General features: G+C 42.5%; 14 protein-coding genes. 7 read left to right on the top strand and 7 right to left on the bottom strand.

The window, feature by feature from the left end; all coding sequences use genetic code 11:
• Positions 1 to 63: 63 nt before the first annotated feature.
• A complete protein-coding gene (locus V7K50_RS03285) occupies positions 64 to 3,081 on the bottom strand; it encodes a zinc-dependent metalloprotease (RefSeq protein ID WP_334957186.1) in 3,018 nt (1,005 codons plus the stop codon).
• 633 nt (positions 3,082 to 3,714) lie between these two features.
• Here V7K50_RS03285 and V7K50_RS03280 point away from each other — a divergent pair.
• Complete coding sequence (locus V7K50_RS03280) at positions 3,715 to 5,484, top strand: pentapeptide repeat-containing protein (RefSeq protein ID WP_334957184.1); 1,770 nt, start codon at positions 3,715 to 3,717, stop codon at positions 5,482 to 5,484.
• A gap of 277 nt (positions 5,485 to 5,761) precedes the next feature.
• The gene (locus tag V7K50_RS03275) at positions 5,762 to 6,832 is read left to right on the top strand and encodes an LOG family protein (RefSeq protein ID WP_334957182.1); all 1,071 of its coding nucleotides are present in this window, start codon (positions 5,762 to 5,764) and stop codon (positions 6,830 to 6,832) included.
• Between the two features lie 62 nt (positions 6,833 to 6,894).
• Here V7K50_RS03275 and V7K50_RS03270 read toward each other — a convergent pair whose 3' ends face one another.
• Complete coding sequence (locus V7K50_RS03270; RefSeq protein ID WP_334957180.1) at positions 6,895 to 7,149, bottom strand: hypothetical protein; 255 nt, start codon at positions 7,147 to 7,149, stop codon at positions 6,895 to 6,897.
• A gap of 418 nt (positions 7,150 to 7,567) precedes the next feature.
• Here V7K50_RS03270 and V7K50_RS03265 point away from each other — a divergent pair, with 418 nt between their 5' ends.
• Positions 7,568 to 8,080 (top strand): hypothetical protein, encoded by a 513-nt coding sequence (locus V7K50_RS03265; RefSeq protein WP_334802889.1) that lies wholly within the window; start codon positions 7,568 to 7,570, stop codon positions 8,078 to 8,080.
• A 107-nt stretch (positions 8,081 to 8,187) separates the two neighbouring features.
• Here the strand turns inward: V7K50_RS03265 and V7K50_RS03260 are convergent, their stop codons facing one another.
• Together V7K50_RS03260 and V7K50_RS03255 are read right to left on the bottom strand one after the other, a co-directional pair.
• On the bottom strand, positions 8,188 to 8,769 hold the full coding sequence (locus V7K50_RS03260; RefSeq protein ID WP_334957178.1) for a thioredoxin family protein: 582 nt from the start codon (positions 8,767 to 8,769) through the stop codon (positions 8,188 to 8,190).
• Between the two features lie 136 nt (positions 8,770 to 8,905).
• On the bottom strand, positions 8,906 to 9,121 hold the full coding sequence (locus tag V7K50_RS03255; protein ID WP_334802891.1) for a chlorophyll a/b-binding protein: 216 nt from the start codon (positions 9,119 to 9,121) through the stop codon (positions 8,906 to 8,908).
• Between the two features lie 601 nt (positions 9,122 to 9,722).
• Here V7K50_RS03255 and V7K50_RS03250 point away from each other — a divergent pair.
• Positions 9,723 to 11,219: a thymidylate synthase gene (locus V7K50_RS03250; protein WP_334957176.1), complete on the top strand. Its 1,497-nt coding sequence runs from the start codon at positions 9,723 to 9,725 to the stop codon at positions 11,217 to 11,219.
• Positions 11,219 to 11,770, top strand: coding sequence for a deoxycytidylate deaminase (locus V7K50_RS03245; protein WP_334957174.1), 552 nt, complete (start codon positions 11,219 to 11,221; stop codon positions 11,768 to 11,770). Before V7K50_RS03250 ends, V7K50_RS03245 begins: the two co-directional genes overlap by 1 nt.
• 222 nt (positions 11,771 to 11,992) lie before the next feature.
• Here V7K50_RS03245 and V7K50_RS03240 read toward each other — a convergent pair whose 3' ends face one another.
• From V7K50_RS03240 to V7K50_RS03230, 3 genes are all read right to left on the bottom strand, one after another.
• On the bottom strand, positions 11,993 to 12,544 hold the full coding sequence (locus V7K50_RS03240; protein ID WP_334957172.1) for a Uma2 family endonuclease: 552 nt from the start codon (positions 12,542 to 12,544) through the stop codon (positions 11,993 to 11,995).
• 72 nt (positions 12,545 to 12,616) lie between these two features.
• A complete protein-coding gene (locus V7K50_RS03235) occupies positions 12,617 to 12,952 on the bottom strand; it encodes a hypothetical protein (RefSeq protein WP_334957170.1) in 336 nt (111 codons plus the stop codon).
• A 9-nt stretch (positions 12,953 to 12,961) separates the two neighbouring features.
• Positions 12,962 to 13,396: a hypothetical protein gene (locus V7K50_RS03230; RefSeq protein WP_334957168.1), complete on the bottom strand. Its 435-nt coding sequence runs from the start codon at positions 13,394 to 13,396 to the stop codon at positions 12,962 to 12,964.
• 221 nt (positions 13,397 to 13,617) lie between these two features.
• Between V7K50_RS03230 and V7K50_RS03225 the strand changes: the two genes are divergently transcribed.
• The gene (locus tag V7K50_RS03225; RefSeq protein ID WP_334957166.1) at positions 13,618 to 16,473 is read left to right on the top strand and encodes a DUF3131 domain-containing protein; all 2,856 of its coding nucleotides are present in this window, start codon (positions 13,618 to 13,620) and stop codon (positions 16,471 to 16,473) included.
• Between the two features lie 209 nt (positions 16,474 to 16,682).
• Positions 16,683 to 18,848, top strand: a complete 2,166-nt coding sequence (locus V7K50_RS03220) for a glycosyltransferase family 2 protein (RefSeq protein WP_442944541.1) — start codon at positions 16,683 to 16,685, stop codon at positions 18,846 to 18,848.
• Positions 18,849 to 19,189: the final 341 nt, after the last annotated feature.

The following is a 19,189-nucleotide window of genomic DNA, read 5'->3' as shown; positions in this document are numbered from 1 at the left end:
CTTGTCGAACTCACGTTAACGTACAGACGCGATTAATCACGTCTCTCCTAACTCCTAACTTTTTTAATTCCCTTGCAACGGGGCATTCAAGACTTTCTCAATGCGATCGCGCGTTTCCAGTAAATGTGCTTTAGTATATTCATCCTCAGAATTAACCCCCTTAAGTTTCTCATCAAGCTGTTTTAGCTTATACCAAGCTAGAGTGCGAGCATCTTCTGGGACAGATTCTTTTCGCAATACCATAGCCGTCAAAATGTCCAGATATTGACGCTGCAAGCCTCGTCGCAAACTGGCAATCTTTATTGGTTTGCCTTTTGGTTTGATTATTTCTGTCCAGATATCTGATTGTAAAGTGTCAAATAGTTCGGGAAGGGTCAGTGCTTGTCCTTCGTGAGTTTTGAGTTCAATATCCTTGAGGCGAGAGAGGCGATCGCCTGAGAGTAAATCCCGCAACACGGAACCCTGCATAAGTAACACCAAGTCATGAATTGGAAAATCCAAACGGCCAACTTTTGGAGAACTACCCCAATGTCGCCACCGAGAAGGTGCTAATTTATTCAATAGTTCTGGTGAAAAGCTCAAAGCATCTTCTGCAAATACATACTTTTGCAACGTTTCTAAAGCTTGCCGTTGTTCCTCAACGGGTACTGGTTCAAATGGTAATCGGTGTTGGCTGACTCCAGAAGGGATCTCGCTAGGGTGAATGCGATAGAAAGACTGTCCCCCAATGTATTTTGTGGTGTAGAATATTTGCTGGAAATAGTTACCCAATACTGTGCTAAAACGTTCGCTCACATCAGTATAACTATCACCAGCTATTGGGAAACGTTTATCGATACGTTCCCACATCACCCGTGCATTATTCAACTGCCACTGAGAATAAAGCAGCACATTACTGCTGTTATCCCAAGCATCAGCAGTGGGATCAAGGTCATACATATCTTCATCTGTGGAATAACTCAACTCTGGCTTGTAGGATTGGGCAGCAATTTCTTCTAAAATTGGCTTTTCCGCTATGGGAGTTGATGTCTGAATTGGTGTGTAGCCATACTTAATTGCCCATTCATCATAAGGCCCCACCATACTGGGAAAATAATCTCCCTGTTTTGTACCTTGAGGAGCGATATTTGGGGGAATGTAGTCCATTACCGAACTTGTCAAACCTTTAGTTTTGGTAATTTCCGTATTATTCATGTCCTGTGGTGCTAACAGTGTACTACCACGGAAGTTATGACGTAAACCAAGAGTATGTCCAACTTCGTGGGCGATGATTAAACGTAAATATTGATTGATATATTCTTTCACCTGGTCTGGAGTGGTCATAGTCTCAGGCAGCAGTGACATTGCCAGGGAACCAAAGGCAAACTGATTAGCAGCTTCCATTCCATAACATAAATCGTACTCGCCCGCCATTTTCGATAAACGATTTAACAACCCCTGTTGCCCTTGCATTTGCTGGGGTACACCATTGTCTTTCGCATCTAAACCATTAGCGCAAAGTAGACGATTTTGCATCAAAGCTGATAAAGTAATGCGATTATTTTCTGTTTGGCTGGGTTGGATGATTTTGCGATATTCACTCTTGAGTGCCCTGACAAAACTGGCATCTACGAGAATGTCTGCATCCAAAATTTCCCCTGTCAATGGATTAACACGGGATGGCCCCATTGCAAAATAACCATCGACTGTGTTAATCCAACGAATCGTGTTGTAACGAATATCTGCCGGGTCCCAGGTGGCATCATCTGGCATTTGGCGGACTTCAATGGCATCCTTGAATCCCGCTTTCAGAAAGGCTTTGTTCCACATGAGAACGCCTTCTTTCATCGCATCGCGGTATTCTAAGGGCACAGCGTTATCAATCCAGAAGACAATTGGTTTTTTGGGACGAGAAATGACTGCTTTTGGGTCTTCTTTTTCTAAATGCCAGCGATTGATGTAGCGGACAAAAGAATCGCCGCGATCGTCTTTGGATAAATCTTGGTAGGCGGTGATGAAATAGCCAACGCGATCGTCTGCAAGGCGCGGTCGATAATCTTGATCGGGTAGTTGGGAGAGACTGTAGTGGACGCGCAGGGTAAAGCCCCGCTTGTCAGGTAACGACGCAAAGCCTGGTATTTCACTGTTGGGTTCAGTGCCACCAGTGAAATTCAAAACTGACTCAACTTCTAAGTTTTGAGGAAAAGTTTTAGCAGTACCAAAATAGGACTGGTCTGTGCTTGTTGCTACTCCTAAACTTACAGATAATCCAGCTAAGTCTGTGAGTAACAAATCGCCCAAGTCGATCAGAATAGTTTTGCGTTGTGGATGAATGCTTTTAATGGAAATGCTGTAGAGAACAGAGTCACTAAAAGATCGGGCTAGCGATCGCACCTGGGGATCTCCCTCACGAGTGCGAAAATTCACATTGCGGATCACAAAGTGTAGTTTATCATCCACCCGTTGGAAATAAAACAAAAAATCTTGCAGAGGCATACCACTGTAAATACCCCGTTCGCCAATGCCTGATTCTAGGGTTGTGGTAGCTAGGTAATTTTTATTAAGTTGCTCTGGCTTAATTTCTAGATAAATTTTATTCTTTTCTTTATTCCGATAAAGGGTAAATAATCCCCCTGACTTTTGGGTGTCTTTGACTACTTCATCAAATGCCTCTAACTCATCCTTTGTTGTTGGTGTTTTAGTAGGATTAGGCTTGACAGTCGCTTTTTCGGGGGGTTTTGCAACTTGTAAAAATGGCTGCTGTCCTGCTTTTTTAAGGTCTTTGACTATCCAAATAAACGGTTGAGGCTGTGCGTGTTTATTTTGATTAACTACCCAAACTTGCCCTGAAGGTAGCTTTTCTTTCTGAGAAATATTGATATTATTTGGTGATAAAGCTGAGATTTTACTTGAAGAAGTTTCTGTCCTTAACTCACTATGGGATTTCTCTCCACTTCTGGCTGTAAGCAACCCTTCTACAACTTTATGGTTGGCTGAAAACTCTGGATCAACTATGTTAACAGATGCTGATTTTGCGCTAGCTGTTGCTATTCCTAAAAACAAACTGTGTAACAAAATAACATAAAAGGTTAATCTGTTCATCCCATTCATCCCCGATAACTATCCCGTCGTTAATTTTTAACTTTTGCAAAGCCACGCAGCATAAATTCTGCGGATTCTCTAAGTTGCTTTATATTAAACAGCAAACTTGGGAATTCAATTTTAGTTGATATTTTTCAGCTTTGGTGTGCTGTTTTAGTGTCGGATTTTTCCTAACAATTGCTGTCCGACAAACAGGAAGTGTTATTTTTACATCAGACTAGCAAATCTCTTGGCAAAAAAGTATCACAAATTAGCCAAAGCATGAAAATTACTTGATTTTTGAAAGAATTTAGAACTTACGCAAAGCGGCTTACCGTAGGGTATTGCCCCTAAGAAGAAAATTAGGGTTTCGGCTATTCTTTGCATAAGTCCGAAAATTTTTAAGCTAACACTTGATTTACATCACCAGAAGAAGCTTAAGGCGATTACAGATGAGTGAGAAACTGCCCTCCAGGAATGCCGTTGGCAAATTCACAAGAAGTAACCTGCTGTAGATATCGCCAACTCATGATTTTTTGACTATAGTATTTATTTATACTATTTATTTTTGGGAATGAAAAGCAAACTAGCATAGTAAATTTTCAATTGAGGATTATCAAAAACAGTCATTTAAATGTAACAACGGACACAGAAATGTCAACATATTTATCTCAAGTCTGGCAGCTGCTGAGAAATTATGTGAGAGGTACAAGGTTGCAAGAAATGCCAAAGACCACATTTTTAGAAACAGAAGCAGTTTTACCTCTAGAAAAAAGTATTAAAGAACCAGACAAAAGCGTTAAATTTGGTCAAGATAATTTACAGGAATATTTATCCTCTCCAATACTGCAAAAAAGCTTAGGAAAATGGGCAATACCAAGTAGCAGCTTGACTTCTCAGATAGACGATCGCACATTGGGCACTTTACCCTCTGGGTTTTGCTTTAGAGTGTGCGATCGCCAGATGCATGAAGAGATTTATGATTTACTGGGCAATGGCGCATTGAAACCAGAAATAGTCAACCAAGTAATGGAATTGGTTGTAACTAGTAAAAAAATTCGCCCAGAACTGCTTTTCTGGCGGCTAGAAGATTTTTATCATCGTTGGTGTCAGGGAGAATTTATCGATGGGACACCAGATGATAACCTACCTCAGAAAACAAAGTTAAAGTTAGCGACACAAAATATTGTGATCGGGTTGAGACAGGTAGATATATATACAGGGCTAAACGTACTGATTTTACTGTTAGAGTTACACCGCTACGCCCAAGAGCGAGATGAACTCAAACAAAAAATCACCTTTTATCCATCTGCTCAACCAGACACAGACAATTTTTTCACATCCCAACTGTTGCGGATCATCAATTATAGCGATGCCCTGGAAATTGGCAACTTTAGCAGTATAGTCGGGCAATTCCTCAAAGGTGGCAACTTCACCGGTGCTTACCTGGGCGATGCCAACCTTACCGGGGCAGACTTTAGCGGTGCCAACCTGGGTCAAGCTTATCTCGGCGATGCCAACTTAACGGGCGTAAACTTCAGTAATGCCAACCTTAGCGGTGCCAATCTCGGCGACGCCAACCTCAGTGGTGCTAACCTCAGTGGTGCTAACCTGAGTGGTGCCGACCTCAGCAGCACCAACCTGATGGGTGCTAACCTTAGCTGTGCAAACCTGAGCCGCGCCGACCTCAACCGCGCCGACCTTAGCAGTACCAACCTCAACCGCGCCGACCTCAACCACGCCGACCTCAACCGCGCTGATCTCAGCAGTACCAACCTGAGCCATGCAGACCTCAGCAACGCCATTCTTTTCGGTGCGAATCTAAGTGAAGCTAACCTTAGCAGCGTCAGCCTCAGCCATGCCGACCTTTGCCGCGCCGACCTCAGTGGTGCTGATTTGAGTCACGCCATCCTCAATGGTACTAACCTTAGTGACACAATTCTTTTCAGTACCAATCTTAGTGATGCCATCCTTGTTGCCGCAGACCTCAGCTACGCCAAACTTAACGGTGCCAAACTTAACAATGCCAGACTTAACGGTGCAATGTTCTTGGGTGCCGACCTCAGTGGCGTAGACCTGAGTCGGGTGATTCTCAACGAAGCCGACCTCAGTGGGGTGATTCTCAGCGATGCTGACCTCAGTGGTGCCGACCTCACCGACGCGATCCTTTTCGGCACAGACCTCAGCTATGCCAACCTTAACAGTGCTAACCTCAGTGGCAGTAACCTCAGTGGTGCTATCCTCAATGGTGCGGATCTCAGTCATAGTAATCTAAGTTACGCCATTCTGGGTGGTGCTGATCTTAGCGATGCGAATCTCCAAGAAATGACCTGGGGTAAAAAGCAGCAGTGGGAAGGTGTGCGGGGATTAGAAACAGCAGTTAATGTGCCTCCGGCGTTGAAAGAAGAACTGGGGCTGAATTGAGAAGACAGGGGGATAGGGACAGAAACAGCTGCGATCGCCTTTTCTCTTCCTCCGTGTCCTCTGCGCCTTGGCGGTTCGTTATTCTTAATACATCCCATCAACCCCAAATTTTACACTAGACTCTAAATAAGCAGTAATTACAAGAGTCCCAGCGAATGACCAATACTACCTCAAAGCTAGTTCTGAGTTTGCTAACTCTACATCAGAGGGCGATCGCCTGCTTGCTAGATTGTGAGTAGTTCACGTAGAATATAGTGCCATTGTTGCAGCAGTTCTCATGACCCCATCTGCGTCGTTTGACACATTAGAGTCTTTACAGGCGGATATCGCTGAATTGATCGTTCGTTTACCGACATTAAAAAATCGGCGATTTATTCAGCAAGCACTTGCGACTATTGTTCGTCTAGCTGATACCGAAATTGAGCGTCTCGATTGGAAAATCTTGTCGGCTGCGTTAGCAGATATGGAGCGCGGTTTCCAGCTTTTTTATGATTACCGACACGTTCGGAAAGTTACCATCTTCGGTTCTGCTCGTCTAGCTCCAGATACACCAGAATACCAAATGGCCGTTGAGTTTGCTCGCGCTGTTTCTCAATTAGGATTTATGGTGATGACCGGCGGTGGCGGTGGAATCATGCAGGCGGGTCACGAAGGCGCTGGGCGAGAAAATTCCTTTGGATTAAACATTCAGCTACCCTTTGAACAGCAAGCAAACCCTTTTATAGAAGGTGATCCCAAGCTAATTCACTTCAAATATTTCTTTACCCGCAAGCTGTTTCTGCTCAAAGAAAGTGATGCTGTAGCCTTGTTTCCGGGAGGCTTTGGCACTCAAGATGAAGCATTTGAATGCATGACATTAAGCCAAACTGGTAAATTTGGCCCAGTACCTCTAGTTTTAATTGACCATCCTGGTGGTGATTACTGGCGCTCTTGGAGCAAATATATTGATAAGCAATTAGTGCAGAACGGTCTTGTCAGTCCTGAAGACCCCAGCCTTTACACGGTGACAGATAACCTAGATGTGGCTTGCGATGCCATTACTCGTTTTTACCAGGTTTATCACTCCTCTCGATATGTAGCGAATCAGTTAGTAATCCGTCTGAAGACAGATATATCAGACGCTCTTGTAGAGCAACTCAATGCTGATTTTACCGACATTATTATTCAAGGACGGATTGAAAAAAGTCAGGCATTACCTCAAGAAGCACAAGATGAAACTGTTGGATTACCTCGCCTGATTTTGTACTTCAATCAACGCGATTTGGGGCGCTTGTATCAGATGATTGCCACAATTAATCAGATGGGTACTCCTTCACCAGAGGATGCAGCGCATCCAGAAAGAAAGTAGCTAATGAATTACCTCTAGTGCAGGCGAAGCCAACTAGAGGTTTCTACATCCTCTAAGTGGCATCAAACTATACTTAGTAAAGATTCAATCCAATACTTGAGTGCGATCGCCCCTGTATGAGCGATGTCTTGATGCTGGATTACAATAAATATTGTGCCAGAGTTATTCGATTTAACCCATTCGAGTATGGTGAGAGATAGATTTATAGCCAGGTACTCAGATGCGACCCCTAAAAGGCAGATCAAAAGAGTCCACTGAATAATAAACTTGTCACCAAGGTCTTCGTGAGTTTCTACGGTTATAACAGAAGCCGACATTAGGATACACTGGCTTTTGAGTACACCAGAAGTTCATCAATGACTTACTTTGTCGATCGCTGATGGTGACTTAGTTCCTAGCATCCTATGGCCTTTGGCTGTAGGAAACTTACTCAACTCTACGACAAGTCTCCGTCAAGAAGGTTTCTTAGCATCTAAAACTACTGCCACTGTTTTGAGGCTATAGCCTTAGAATATTTACAAGCTTTACTTACAAATTAGCTCTTTCTACAAAAAGTACCGTTTTTGCTGTGCAAGCTGAAATTATACCTGTTTCTATCCAGATTTGTGCAGCTTAACAAATCAGTGCATTCATTAATATTAAGCCTGTTTTACTATTTAGTTTCTTATCCTGACCTATTAGACTCCCTAGTGTTCATTTCATTTTGTTCAATAGCTATTAGCCCTTATCGCTCCCATGCTGACCCATCACCGCAAGCCCGTGTGCTTATCACTTATTTCCACTGACTTACCAATTTGGTCTGTTGTTGAAACTGCCGGGACATTGTATCAAAAAGATACTGATAGATTCCATTTGTTGCTGACCGCACCGCCTGTAATTAGCTGCGAAGTAGAAAGTGTGGTAAGTCCAGAGGACACACTTCCCCAAAGTCAGAGCAAAGCTTACGCCCCTAACAGTCCCAGAATTTTGTGGCTAGAGATTTCCCCTTACCGGGTAATTATGACTATGCAAGGTAACGGTCAAGTGAGTTACCGCCACTTTTGGGAACAGGGCGTTTATGGCATTAGTCGCTATTGGTTGCCAACTGAGTCATTGCAACCTCACAATCCTATTCGTTTACGAAATTTTACTAGTAGCCTAACTCTCAACGGACATCCTTTACCAGAACATTTGCGTCTGGAATATGAATTGTGGGCAGAAAAAGTCCAGCTAGGATGCTACATTCTTAATTTGGAAATTAAACACTGATCGGTGGGGGAGAAATCAATTCAAAATTAAAGATTAAAGAATTTATTTCTGCCTCCTGCCTCCTCTTTCCCAATGCCCAATGCCCCATGCCCCATGCCCAATTCCTTTCAACCAAAATAACTGGGTTGGTTTCCAGGTTTCCATTTTATGTTGCAACCAACACTCGGCTTTTGCTCACTCGTAACAGGTTTACCCGCTAGCACTGCTTCAATGGCTGCGCGTAAATCTGCGCCAGTTACAGGTTTACCATTACTGGGGCGACTATCATCTAATTGTCCCCGATAAACAAGTTGGCGTTGGTCATCAAATACAAAAAAATCTGGTGTACAAGCTGCTGTGTAAGCTTTTGCCGTTTCCTGGCTCTCGTCGTAACATAAGGTAAAATTAAACCCTAGTTCTGTGGAAAATGCTTGTAACGACTCTGGCGCATCATCTGGGTAATTCTTGGCATCATTCGCACTAATAGCAACGATCGCTAAATCACTCGTAAAATAATCTTTTCCTAACTGCACTAATTCTTTTTGGACGTGTTTTACAAATGGGCAATGCCGACAAATAAACATTACCAACAGCGCTTTTTTATCTGCAAAGGTCGCAAGGGAAGTTGCTTTTCCAGATACTACTTCCGGTAGATGAAAATCTGGCGCTTTAGTGCCTAGTGGCAACATAGTTGAAGCTGTTAAAGCCATAATTTACCTGATAACTTAACGCTGATAACTAACGGCTTTTGCTATCAGTATATTTTTACTCTACCACTAAGTTTTCCATAAAATAAGAGGCGGTAAATTTACCGCCTCTTATGTTGAGAATTATATAAATTAGCTTTTACAGACTTGCCAAAACACCGATGATTCCGTGTCCGGTGAATACTTCTAATGCTATCAGAGAGACAAAACCAATCATTGCTAAACGACCGTTGAGCAGTTCTGCGTAGGGAGTGAAGCCAGTGCGATCGCCTTGCTCATCTATATAAACTTTTGGTTCGATCGCAAAATTGTTCAGTTTGCCTTGGTCGTCAATTATAGCAGTGTTTGTACGCATGGATTTTTCCCTGTCTTCTCTTTATGTAAACAACTGTAACAAAGACATTAATATTTGTAAAGTAAAAATAGCGATTGGGTTCTGGAGGAAGCACTAGAGAGAGGCATAACCCTAGCTGTAGCAAGGAAAAAGTGTTTGTAACATTTATGAGAAATTCAACTCACTGGTAAAGACATCCCTTGCAGTATCTCCTGCATCTGAGGTTAACGTGAGTTCGATGAACCTCTCCCAAAGGGAAAGGGAGGAGCTAACGAAAAATTTAGCTTTTGGCTCCCCTCTGTGCGTCGGAGAGGGGCTGGGGGACAGGTCAAAAGAAGCAGGGGAGCAGGGGGCAGGGAGCAAGGGGGAGAACTGAGACGGAGCTTGTACTTTGCCCCAGCAAGAGCGACCACGAAGGAGGGGCTTGTACCCATGTTCCGCTCCGCTTCACGGCTCCGGGGCAGGGATTACTCCCCCAGCTAAGAAGCCCCCTGCCCCGGAGCCTCTTCGGTCAGACAAGACTTGTCGAACTCACATCAGGTTAATTCCAAGAAACAAATTTCCAAACTAGTGTTAATTTCCATTGGATGGTAAACTAGTTAGGTTTTACTTTTAATCAAAGATGACAGGAACGGGTCAAGTAACCCAATTTCATTACCACGCACAGCACAAGCCCAACCAGCTAATCTATGGATATGGGCAAACAGCAGTGATTACAGGGTGGACGGTGAAGCAAGCGATCGCTAAACACCTGCAAGCTGAAGATTATGCTGTCATTGGGCAACTATACTCGCCCACAAGAGGCATAAACTTACTAATTCGCAATTTGCTGTTAAATCCCCACGTCCGCTATTTGGTTGTCCTCAACGCTACAAAAGAAGACAAGAACGCTGGTGCTGGAGAGTGCTTGCTAGACTTTTTCCGTAATGGTGTTGAAGAAAGCTTAAGCGATACTGGGCGAAAATCCTGGGTAATTCGCTCTGCTATTCCTGGTTATATTGATATTGAAATTGATATTAATACGCTAGAAAAGCTGCGACATTCTATAGAGTACAAAGAAGTAAAATCAATTGCCGAAGCAGTTACTCTAGTTCAATCTTATGCTCAATTAGAAGCACTTTCTCCTTGGGGAAGACCTGTAGAATTTCCCATATCTATCATTGAACCAACTGTTTTACCAGGGCCACGCTACGGGCATCGAATTGAAGGTAAAACTATAGCTGAAACTTGGGTAAAAATCATTCATCGGATTAAGACAACAGGAACAATTAGACCAACTGGTTATGATGGGCAATGGCAAGAACTAATTGATTTAATAGCAATTGTTACTGATGAGCCGGCTGATTTTTATTTTCCTGAGCCGAATTATTTGCCAATTGACCGCCCTTTTCTGGAAGAATACGTTTCGCAGATTTTAGATGACGCACCTTATCGGGAAGGGTTGAAATATACTTATGGTCAACGTTTACGTTCCTGGTTTGGGCGTGACCAAATTGACCAGGTGATTCAGAAATTAATTGGGGAAATTGATGCTGCTAGTGCAGTGATGAATTTATGGGATGTCAAAGACCATGAAAAAGGTGGTAGCCCTTGTCTGAATCATATTTGGTTGAGAGTGGTTGATAATGAATTATCACTAACTGCAACTCTTAGAAGTAATGATATGTTTGCTGCCTGGCCTGCAAATGCAATGGGGTTGAGGGCATTACAACGACATATTAAAAATGAAATTTCTCAGCGTTCTGAGTATGATTTGAAAATCGGACCACTTATTACCATCAGTCAGTCTGCTCATATTTATGATGATACTTGGAGCAACGCCGAACAACTGATTAAACAACAGTATGCCACCTTATGTAAAAAAATAGATTACCACGATCCGGCGGGAAACTTTTTAATTGAGATTGCAGAAAATGAGCTAGTTGTGACACAAACAACTCCCGGTAGTGGTGAAGTTGTAGCTTGTTATTCCGGCAAAGATGGATTGAAATTAATTAGAGAAATTTGCACAGCAACGCCAGCAATACGTGCAGATCATGCTGGATATTTGGGTATGGAATTACAGAGAGCCTCTGAATGTTTGAAAACAGGGGCTAAATACATTCAGGATAGTAAATAATGTTTTGTGATGAGCAAAGACCAACATGGGATGAATACTTTTTGATGTTGGCTAAACTCGCAGCAACTCGCTCAACCTGTTTAGCGTTTCCAGTGGGTGCTGTGATTGTGAAAAACAAGCAGGTCGTAGCAACAGGTTACAATGGTTCACCATCGGGTTCGGCTCATTGTACGACTCAAGGATACTGTTATCCAGGGTTAAGTAGCTGTGATGCTAGTAAAACTTTACCATCCAGGGCTGTACACGCCGAAGCAAATGCGATCGCCCAAGCAGCAAAACATGGTACCTCTACAGATGGTGCAAGTATTTACGTCACCCTAGAACCTTGTCTATCTTGTTTGAAATTAATTATCTCCGCAGGAATTAAGGAAATTTTTTATGAAACTTCTTTCAATAGCGGCGATAAAGCCTTGGTGAGAGATTCCTTTGTGAATGAAGGTTTAGTTACCCTGAAGCAAGTTAAGCTTTCTGAAGCCACAGCAAAAAGAGCCGCCTCGTTCCTGCTATCTTCTACATCTGTTGTCAGTTTTGACATTGTACAAAATTCCTAAAGGAGTTTCACCGACGAGCATTAAATAATTATTGTCAATTTTTTCGATCGCTTGCTAATCAGTCAAAAGCTTGACGATAAAAGTATTTGAGGTGTATTTTTGCTGAGATTTTGGATAACTTAAGCATGAATTAGAGCCGCCATGCAATGTCTAAGGTGTGCATCAACTCATAACCGTAAGAATGTCCAAAAATATGGTAAACAAAATCATCGCAGTGTTGGGCTACTCGCCTGATGAGAAAAGCCTCTTAACAGAAACTGAAACGTCTGGGAATGCTAGTGGTGTAATCATTCCCTCCTCAATAGTATATTTTTCAACGTAATTACCATCTTGAGGGTTTTTTAACACAATTATCTGTTTAGCAGATAAATTTAAAACCCAATATTCTTGAATTGCAGCCTTTGCATAAATTGCAGCCTTGATCTCCAAGTGTTTCTTTAAGCTAGTCTTAGCAACTTCCACAATCCAGAAGATATCTTTAGGAGTAGGATGGCGATCGCTGTAAGATGACTCTGGAAGTCGAACAATGGCAATATCCGGTTCGGGTTCCGAGTCGGATAGTGTAATCGGCCCATTGAAACGAACATCAGCTTTACCTGAGAGCAACTCTTCTAAATATTTTGCACCTCGTTTTGCTGTGGTGTAGTGAATTGGCGTTTCTGGACTCATCTCAACAATTTCGCCTGCTAGCAATTCCAGATGACGACCACGCAGAATGCCAGCCTCAACCATGCGATGATAGTCGTCTACAGACCATTTAGCCAGGGTTTTCATAGCAGAATTGCTCACATTCTTGTGATAGACCTAGTTTAATTTTATGGGGTCTTGGATAAATAGGCTTGAGAATTACTCGTAGCGCACCTTCTTAGATTTAATCACCTCAATTACATCATCATGTCTTTGCCCTTCAATAACATCCTTGAGATGAATTTGCCCACTAATGTATTGAACGTGGATACGCCAGCCTGAGACTTTATCGATATCAGCACGATAAATTGCTTGCTTCACACCCTTTACTTTGTGCAGTCTCGTTTTGGGAAATTTTCTTGTTCTGTGACACTCGTTATCCTCAAGTTCTGCCAATGCTTCAAGAAAACAAATCTTTAGCTCGTCATCTGGCAAAATCTTCATGGCTTCGTAAATAATGCCGTATTCATCACAGACAGTAAGGCTTTGCACCATAAATTCAACTTACGGCTTCTGGGCAATTTTTCGATTGTTATGGACTAGCTCTTGATACAAAGATTCTGCTACACCTTTATATGCTTTATCGAAGTCATCGTGTTTGACTAGTCGAAAAAGAGTAAAAATAACTTGCCCAAAGATTGGATCTTCGTCAACTGCCAAAATCATCCTTAGTTTTTCAGAAACCCGTAGCGTATACAGTGAGGATTCGTAACCATTAAGATATGACAGTTGAGGAAGACGACGCAGCTTACGATAAACATCACCTTTTTGAGTTGGGAAAAGGCTAGCACAATCGTTAATTTTTTGAATCGCTGTTGCTTTCTCTTCTTCACTTAGTTTAGCAATATCTTTCTCAAAGCCTCTTGTTGACTCAATTAGAACATCCACGTTACGAACCGCCAATCTAAATTTAGCTACTTGCCTTGATGATTTAACCATAACAACAAAACATTGTTGCCCAAATAGCCCTGCGAGAACTTAACAACCCTTAAGTTGAAAGATCGTATAAGCAACAAGAAACATATACTGCTTTGTGAGTACGTCCAGGATTCAGAAATATCGATAAAGCCATTACGAAAAGAATAGACCTGATCAAAGCTCAATTTATGAATTATAACTGTACAGACGGGCTATCACGCTCCTAACTCTTTCTTGACATTATGATATACAAACCCCCTCAACCAAAGCTGTTGAGATGGATTGCATTGTTCCTAGTTGGGACATTTCTGCAATTGTTGTTTTACATCCCGACGCCAGTCTTATCCCAAAATTCCAATAGCTGTAGCAATATTACAGCCCCGCTCACATCTGAAGAGCAAACTTATGCTCGTGGTGCTTGGCAGTATTTTGTCAAAAATTATCAGCCAGCAACGGGATTTACCAATTCTACTGGGGGTTATCCTTCGGGTACACTCTGGGATATGGGTAACTACCTGATGGCGTTGAATGCTGCACGCTGGTTGAATCTTACCGATCAAGCAGACTTTGATAACCGCATTAACAAGTTTTTAACGACTCTCAACAGCCTGAAGTTATTTGAAGATGCGTTACCCAATAAAGTCTATAACGCAGCTACCGCAAAGATGGTTGATTATGGTAATAATCCGGTGGAGCAGGGTCTTGGTTGGTCTGCTTTGGATGTTGGACGAATACTGGCCGCCTTTGATGTCATCCGTACCTGTCACCCTCAATATAATGATTGGCTCAAAGGGATTGTAGCAAAGTGGCAGGTGGCGCGATCGCTCAAAGATGGAGAACTTTTTGGCGCTATTGTTCTCCCAGACAAAAAAACCTTACTTGTGCAAGAAGGACGACTCGGCTACGAAGAATACGCCGCTAGAGGTTATCAACTTTGGGGTTTCTCTGCAACCAAAGCTATTGCTTTAGAACCCTTTAAGTTAGTTGAAATTAATGGTGTCCAAATTCCCGTTGATACCCGTGACTTTCAAAGCACCAACGCCAATAATTATGTTGTGAGTGAGTCTTATATCCTTGATGGGATTGAATTTGGCTTGCAAGGTAAGTTAGCTGATTTTGCTGCCAGGGTTTTAGATGTGCAAAAACGGCGTTTTGATACCACAGGTCAGTTGACTGCGGTTACAGAAGATAATATCGACCAAGCACCTTATTTTCTCTACAACACCGTCTACGCAAACGGTGTAAACTGGGCAACAATCACCGATGGCAACCAGCCTTATCCACAGTTTCGCAGCATCAGCACCAAAGCTGCTTTTGGCTGGCGTTATCTATTTCCAGATAATGCTTATGCCCAAAAAGTTTTTGATGCAGTCAAGGATCTCCGCAGTCCTGATGATAGTGGTTACTATGCTGGTATCTATGAAGAATCAAAACAACCCAACAAAGCTTTAACAGGTAATACTAATGGGTTAATTTTAGAGATTTTATACTACAAATCTAGGGGAAATCACCCTTTAATTGCTTCCACTTCTGCGAGTGTGTCTATTGGTAAGCCTAGTGAAAATGCTTCTCCTGCAACACCCGCAAATCAAGCGAATTCTACTGTCAAGCCCAGTGAAAATGCCTCTCTGACAACACCCGCAAATCAGCCGAATTCTACTGTTAAACCTCCGATCGCAACCCCTGCGGATACTTCTAAAGTCATGGAAGTAACCGTTCCACCGATTCCACCAGTGGATAGTCCCCAGGCATCATCCAACCTGAAACTAGATCGACCACTGACGGTTATTGAACGGCGTTATGGGGAAGCGGCTTGGCGATATTTTCAAGCGAATTATCATTCTAAGAGTGGGCTGATAGACGATCGCAGTGATTTCAAAGGTGCAACCCTCTGGGGATTGGGAGATTACCTCGCAGCACTCCATGCAGCGCGATCGCTCGATATAATTACCCCCAAGGAATTTGACGGGCGCACCCGCCATCTGTTAGCAGCCTTGACAAAGTTACCGTTATTTGGCGGTGAATTGCCAAGTCGGAGTTATGATACGCGATCGCTCCAACCAATAGATTATGGTGGAAATCCAGTTGCAGAAGGAAACGGTTGGTCAGCTTTAGATTTAGGTAGAATGCTGGCAGCCCTTTATAACTTAAAGACTTGTCATTCAGAATACACGGCTGCCGTAGATAAAATAGTGCTGGATTGGTCATACTTGCGTGTGGTGCGCGAGGGTATTGTCTCTAGTGCGACTGTCACCAAAAATCAAGAAGGGCGATATCTCACCCGCGTTAACCCAGAAATCCGCTTGGGTTATGAGGAATATGCAGCTCGTGCTTTTCAATTATGGGGGTTTAATGTTGAGCGTTCTGCTGTTGGAGGTGAATATCAAACTGCCTCAGTGGAGGGTTTGAAAATCCCAATTCAACGCCATCGCACAGATACTAATTCCAAAGTTAACCAATATACAGTTAGCAATCCTTTTGTACTCTATGCACTGGAGTTTGGACTAGATCCACAAATGCGATCGCTCTTTGAGCCAATTTTCCAAGCACAAGCTGAACGTTACCGTCGCACCGGTACCTTCACAGCCTCAGCCACCACCTTGATTGATCGTAAACCTTACACTGTCCACAGTACAATTACTGGACAAGGTGAGCCTTGGGTAGCTTTAGGAGATGACGGTCAACCGATACCAAAAGGGCGATTGGTAAGTACAGCGATCGCTTTTGCCTATAATGCCCTGCTTCCAGAAAATAAGTATACTCAACAGTTACTCCAAGGAACCACTGACTTATATAATCCATTAGCTGGATTTTATGAGGGCTTCTATGAAACTACTGGTAAAACAGCAGTTGGTTTCACCAGTAGTACCAACAGTGTGATTTTGCAATCCTTGCTATACAATGTGACGAATCGACAACCCTTAATTCGTCCGACTACCACTATGAACTCTCTTTGGTGGCAAGCAGTTACCGAGGGAAATTCTGGGCGAGGTCTACCAAACATCGCCGCACAAAAAAGCAAGTTAATTTCTGATAGTTCTGGAAGTTATTGGGTTTCAGATAGTGAAAAGACTGACCTAGTAACTGGTGCAAAATAACATAACCGAAAACATGATTTTCACGTAGGGGCAATTCATGAATTGCCCCCTCAGTAGTTTTACATAAGTCCTAGTAATACCAAAATTCTTGTAGAGACGTAGCAATGCTACGTCTCCACATCCAGGCTCATAGCTCAATTCAGCAACGCCAATTTTAGGTTGATCGAGAAGAGGTTGTTAATTAAAAACTAAAGTAGGGAATACTTGTTTTGAGGGGATGTAAATACATTAAGGCGATTTACAGCAATAAATATACCACCGCAGTTGGTTTCGACTTCGCTCAACCAACTGAAAGATCGAGAGTTGAGCGAAGCGATGCACTGAGCGTAATCGAAGTGTCGAAACTCGCCAACACAGGTATTTTCTTTCTTAGAAATCACCTAACTACCGATACTAATACTAAGATGACTTCAGTTCCTATTACAAACTTTTCCGGTAACAGCCGCTCATTTCTCAAAAAAAGAACGCTGCTATTTCGTTATCTAGCAGAAATCAATTTAATTTTTGGCATCTGGTATTTGCAATGGCGCATCACTCATTCCATCAATTTTGATGCCCTCTGGATTTCTATTCCTTTGCTGATAGCAGAGATTTATAGCTATTTCGGTGGCGTAATGTTTGTAATTGGCTTATGGCGACCTTTAGATCGACAAATTAAGTCTCTTGACCAGATAACTCCACCTATACCTAGAGCCGACTGGCCAACAGTGGATGTGTTTATAACCTGCTATAACGAACCGCCAGAAATTGTCGAAGAAACCGCCAAAGCCGCCCTAGCAATGGATTATCCGGCAACCAAGTTACGGGTTTATGTGCTGGATGATGGTAACTCGGCTGATATGCGAGCAATGACAGAAAGATTATATATTAAGGATTTGCAGTCAGCACAATTACAGCAAGAAGTACAGCGAATTGATGCAGAACGCTATTGTTTGTTAGAGCGCCTAAAGCAACTGGAAAATCTCACACCTAATATTCAAACTGCTGAACAATGGCTGCAAGCATCATCACAACCGATAGTTAACGAGTCTGCTCCTGGATTTGTGCAAAGTCTGCGACAGTTAATTCTTTGGCTAGCTCCAGAACATTATACTATTAGCGATCGCCTAACTACTGAACGCAAAGCCTTAGAAGAATCTATTCGCAAGAAAGAACTAGAACTCTTTGAATTTACTCGCTTTTCTTACATTGCTCGCCCCAAAATTGCTGGTATACCCCACCACGCTAAAGCCGGGAATCTCAATCATGCCATTTTTTCTGGAGAAACTTCTGGACAGTTTATTCTTACCCTAGATGCTGACCATATTCCCAAACCCCAATTTCTCAAACGAATCTTACCTTATTTTTATACCTATAATCTTTTCACAGGCAAATATGACCAGAATAGAATTGCTTTTGTCCAAACTCGCCAGGATTTTTACAATATTCCTGCGGGCGATCCCTTTGGACATCGAGCAAATTTATTTTATGGGCCACTTCAACAAGGCAAAGATGGCATGAATGCTGCTTTTTATACAGGCACAAATGCAATCTTAAGGCGGGAAGCACTAATTAGTGTTGGACTACAACATTTTGCTGATGAATTTGCCAAAGATGAAAAACGTTTAGATGAATTTCAATTAATTGGTGGCGTATCCAGCAACAGTATTACAGAAGATATGAATACAGCTATGCGTCTGCATGATGCTGGATGGAAATCTATTTATCACCATGAACTTTTGGCAGAAGGTTTAGCGCCAGATGATTTGAGTTCTACTCTTAAACAGAGGCTACGTTGGGCACAAGGAACTATCCAAGTACTACTGAGAGAAAATCCTCTCACCAAATCAGGGCTAACATTTTGGCAAAAGTTGCACTACTTTAAGACCATGTATAGCTATTTCTCTGGTTTTGCAACCCTGGTTTTTATTTCTTGTCCAATTATCTATTTTTTTACAGACATTATTCCAGTTAAAACCTACGGATCTGACTTTGCTATACACTTTTTTCCCGCTTTTCTAATCAACCGTCTCACTTTCCTCGCAGCCACCTGGGGCATTCCCGCTAGGGAAATTTGGCGATCTGAACAATATGCGATCGCTTTATTTCCCTTATTCATCCAAGCCGTATGGAGTGTATTCACAGGGCAAAAACTCAATTTTCAAGTCACACCTAAGCAACGGCAATCTGGGATTTATCTCAAGCTTGTTTGGCCTCAGTTGGTTGTTTTTGCCCTGACTATCCTGGGAATATTATGGAGCCTTTACCGCTTTTTTACAGGCCATCTAAATTATCCTGAAGTTCACCTAATTAATGGTGCTTGGGCTATCTATAACTTATTACTATTGTCGGCTATTATCCGCGCGTCTGTTTGGCAACCTCCAAAAGAGGTCTAAAAGGATGTTTTAAAAGTCGTCTAAACGGTAGCAAAAAGTTCTAGATCCCCCTAAATCCACGCCACTTGCTTCAAGTCGGGGAACCCGCCCAACGCAGTGGCTCCCTTTAAAAAGGAGGACTTTGATTCCAGTTCCCCCCTTAAAAAGGGGAGCCAGCGCGGTCTTGGGGTCTCCCCAAGTGGAGCGACTGGCGTGGGTTAGGGGGGATCTATAAGTGCCTAAAATCACAGCTAAATACTTTTCAAACAACCTCTAAGAGGTAGGGGGGTTAAAAAGAAAAAAACTAGTGTCTACTGAATCCTAGTTTTGCCAAGTTTAGATTTTGAATTTTAGATTGAAGG

It is taken from the genome of Nostoc sp. (assembly GCF_036917135.1).
GTDB lineage: Bacteria > Cyanobacteriota > Cyanobacteriia > Cyanobacteriales > Nostocaceae > Nostoc.
The sequence above is the reverse complement of the archived record's forward strand: the minus strand, read 5'-3'. Positions and strand labels throughout refer to the sequence as shown.

Coding starts and splice junctions, on each gene's coding strand:
- V7K50_RS03265 (WP_334802889.1), top strand. CDS start 7,568: ATGCTGACCCATCACCGCAAGCCCGTGTGCTTATCACTTATTTCCACT.
- V7K50_RS03230 (WP_334957168.1), bottom strand. CDS start 13,396: ATGGTTAAATCATCAAGGCAAGTAGCTAAATTTAGATTGGCGGTTCGT.
- V7K50_RS03275 (WP_334957182.1), top strand. CDS start 5,762: ATGACCCCATCTGCGTCGTTTGACACATTAGAGTCTTTACAGGCGGAT.
- V7K50_RS03260 (WP_334957178.1), bottom strand. CDS start 8,769: ATGGCTTTAACAGCTTCAACTATGTTGCCACTAGGCACTAAAGCGCCA.
- V7K50_RS03245 (WP_334957174.1), top strand. CDS start 11,219: ATGTTTTGTGATGAGCAAAGACCAACATGGGATGAATACTTTTTGATG.
- V7K50_RS03225 (WP_334957166.1), top strand. CDS start 13,618: ATGATATACAAACCCCCTCAACCAAAGCTGTTGAGATGGATTGCATTG.
- V7K50_RS03270 (WP_334957180.1), bottom strand. CDS start 7,149: ATGTCGGCTTCTGTTATAACCGTAGAAACTCACGAAGACCTTGGTGAC.
- V7K50_RS03280 (WP_334957184.1), top strand. CDS start 3,715: ATGTCAACATATTTATCTCAAGTCTGGCAGCTGCTGAGAAATTATGTG.
- V7K50_RS03285 (WP_334957186.1), bottom strand. CDS start 3,081: ATGAACAGATTAACCTTTTATGTTATTTTGTTACACAGTTTGTTTTTA.
- V7K50_RS03240 (WP_334957172.1), bottom strand. CDS start 12,544: ATGAAAACCCTGGCTAAATGGTCTGTAGACGACTATCATCGCATGGTT.
- V7K50_RS03250 (WP_334957176.1), top strand. CDS start 9,723: ATGACAGGAACGGGTCAAGTAACCCAATTTCATTACCACGCACAGCAC.
- V7K50_RS03255 (WP_334802891.1), bottom strand. CDS start 9,121: ATGCGTACAAACACTGCTATAATTGACGACCAAGGCAAACTGAACAAT.
- V7K50_RS03235 (WP_334957170.1), bottom strand. CDS start 12,952: ATGGTGCAAAGCCTTACTGTCTGTGATGAATACGGCATTATTTACGAA.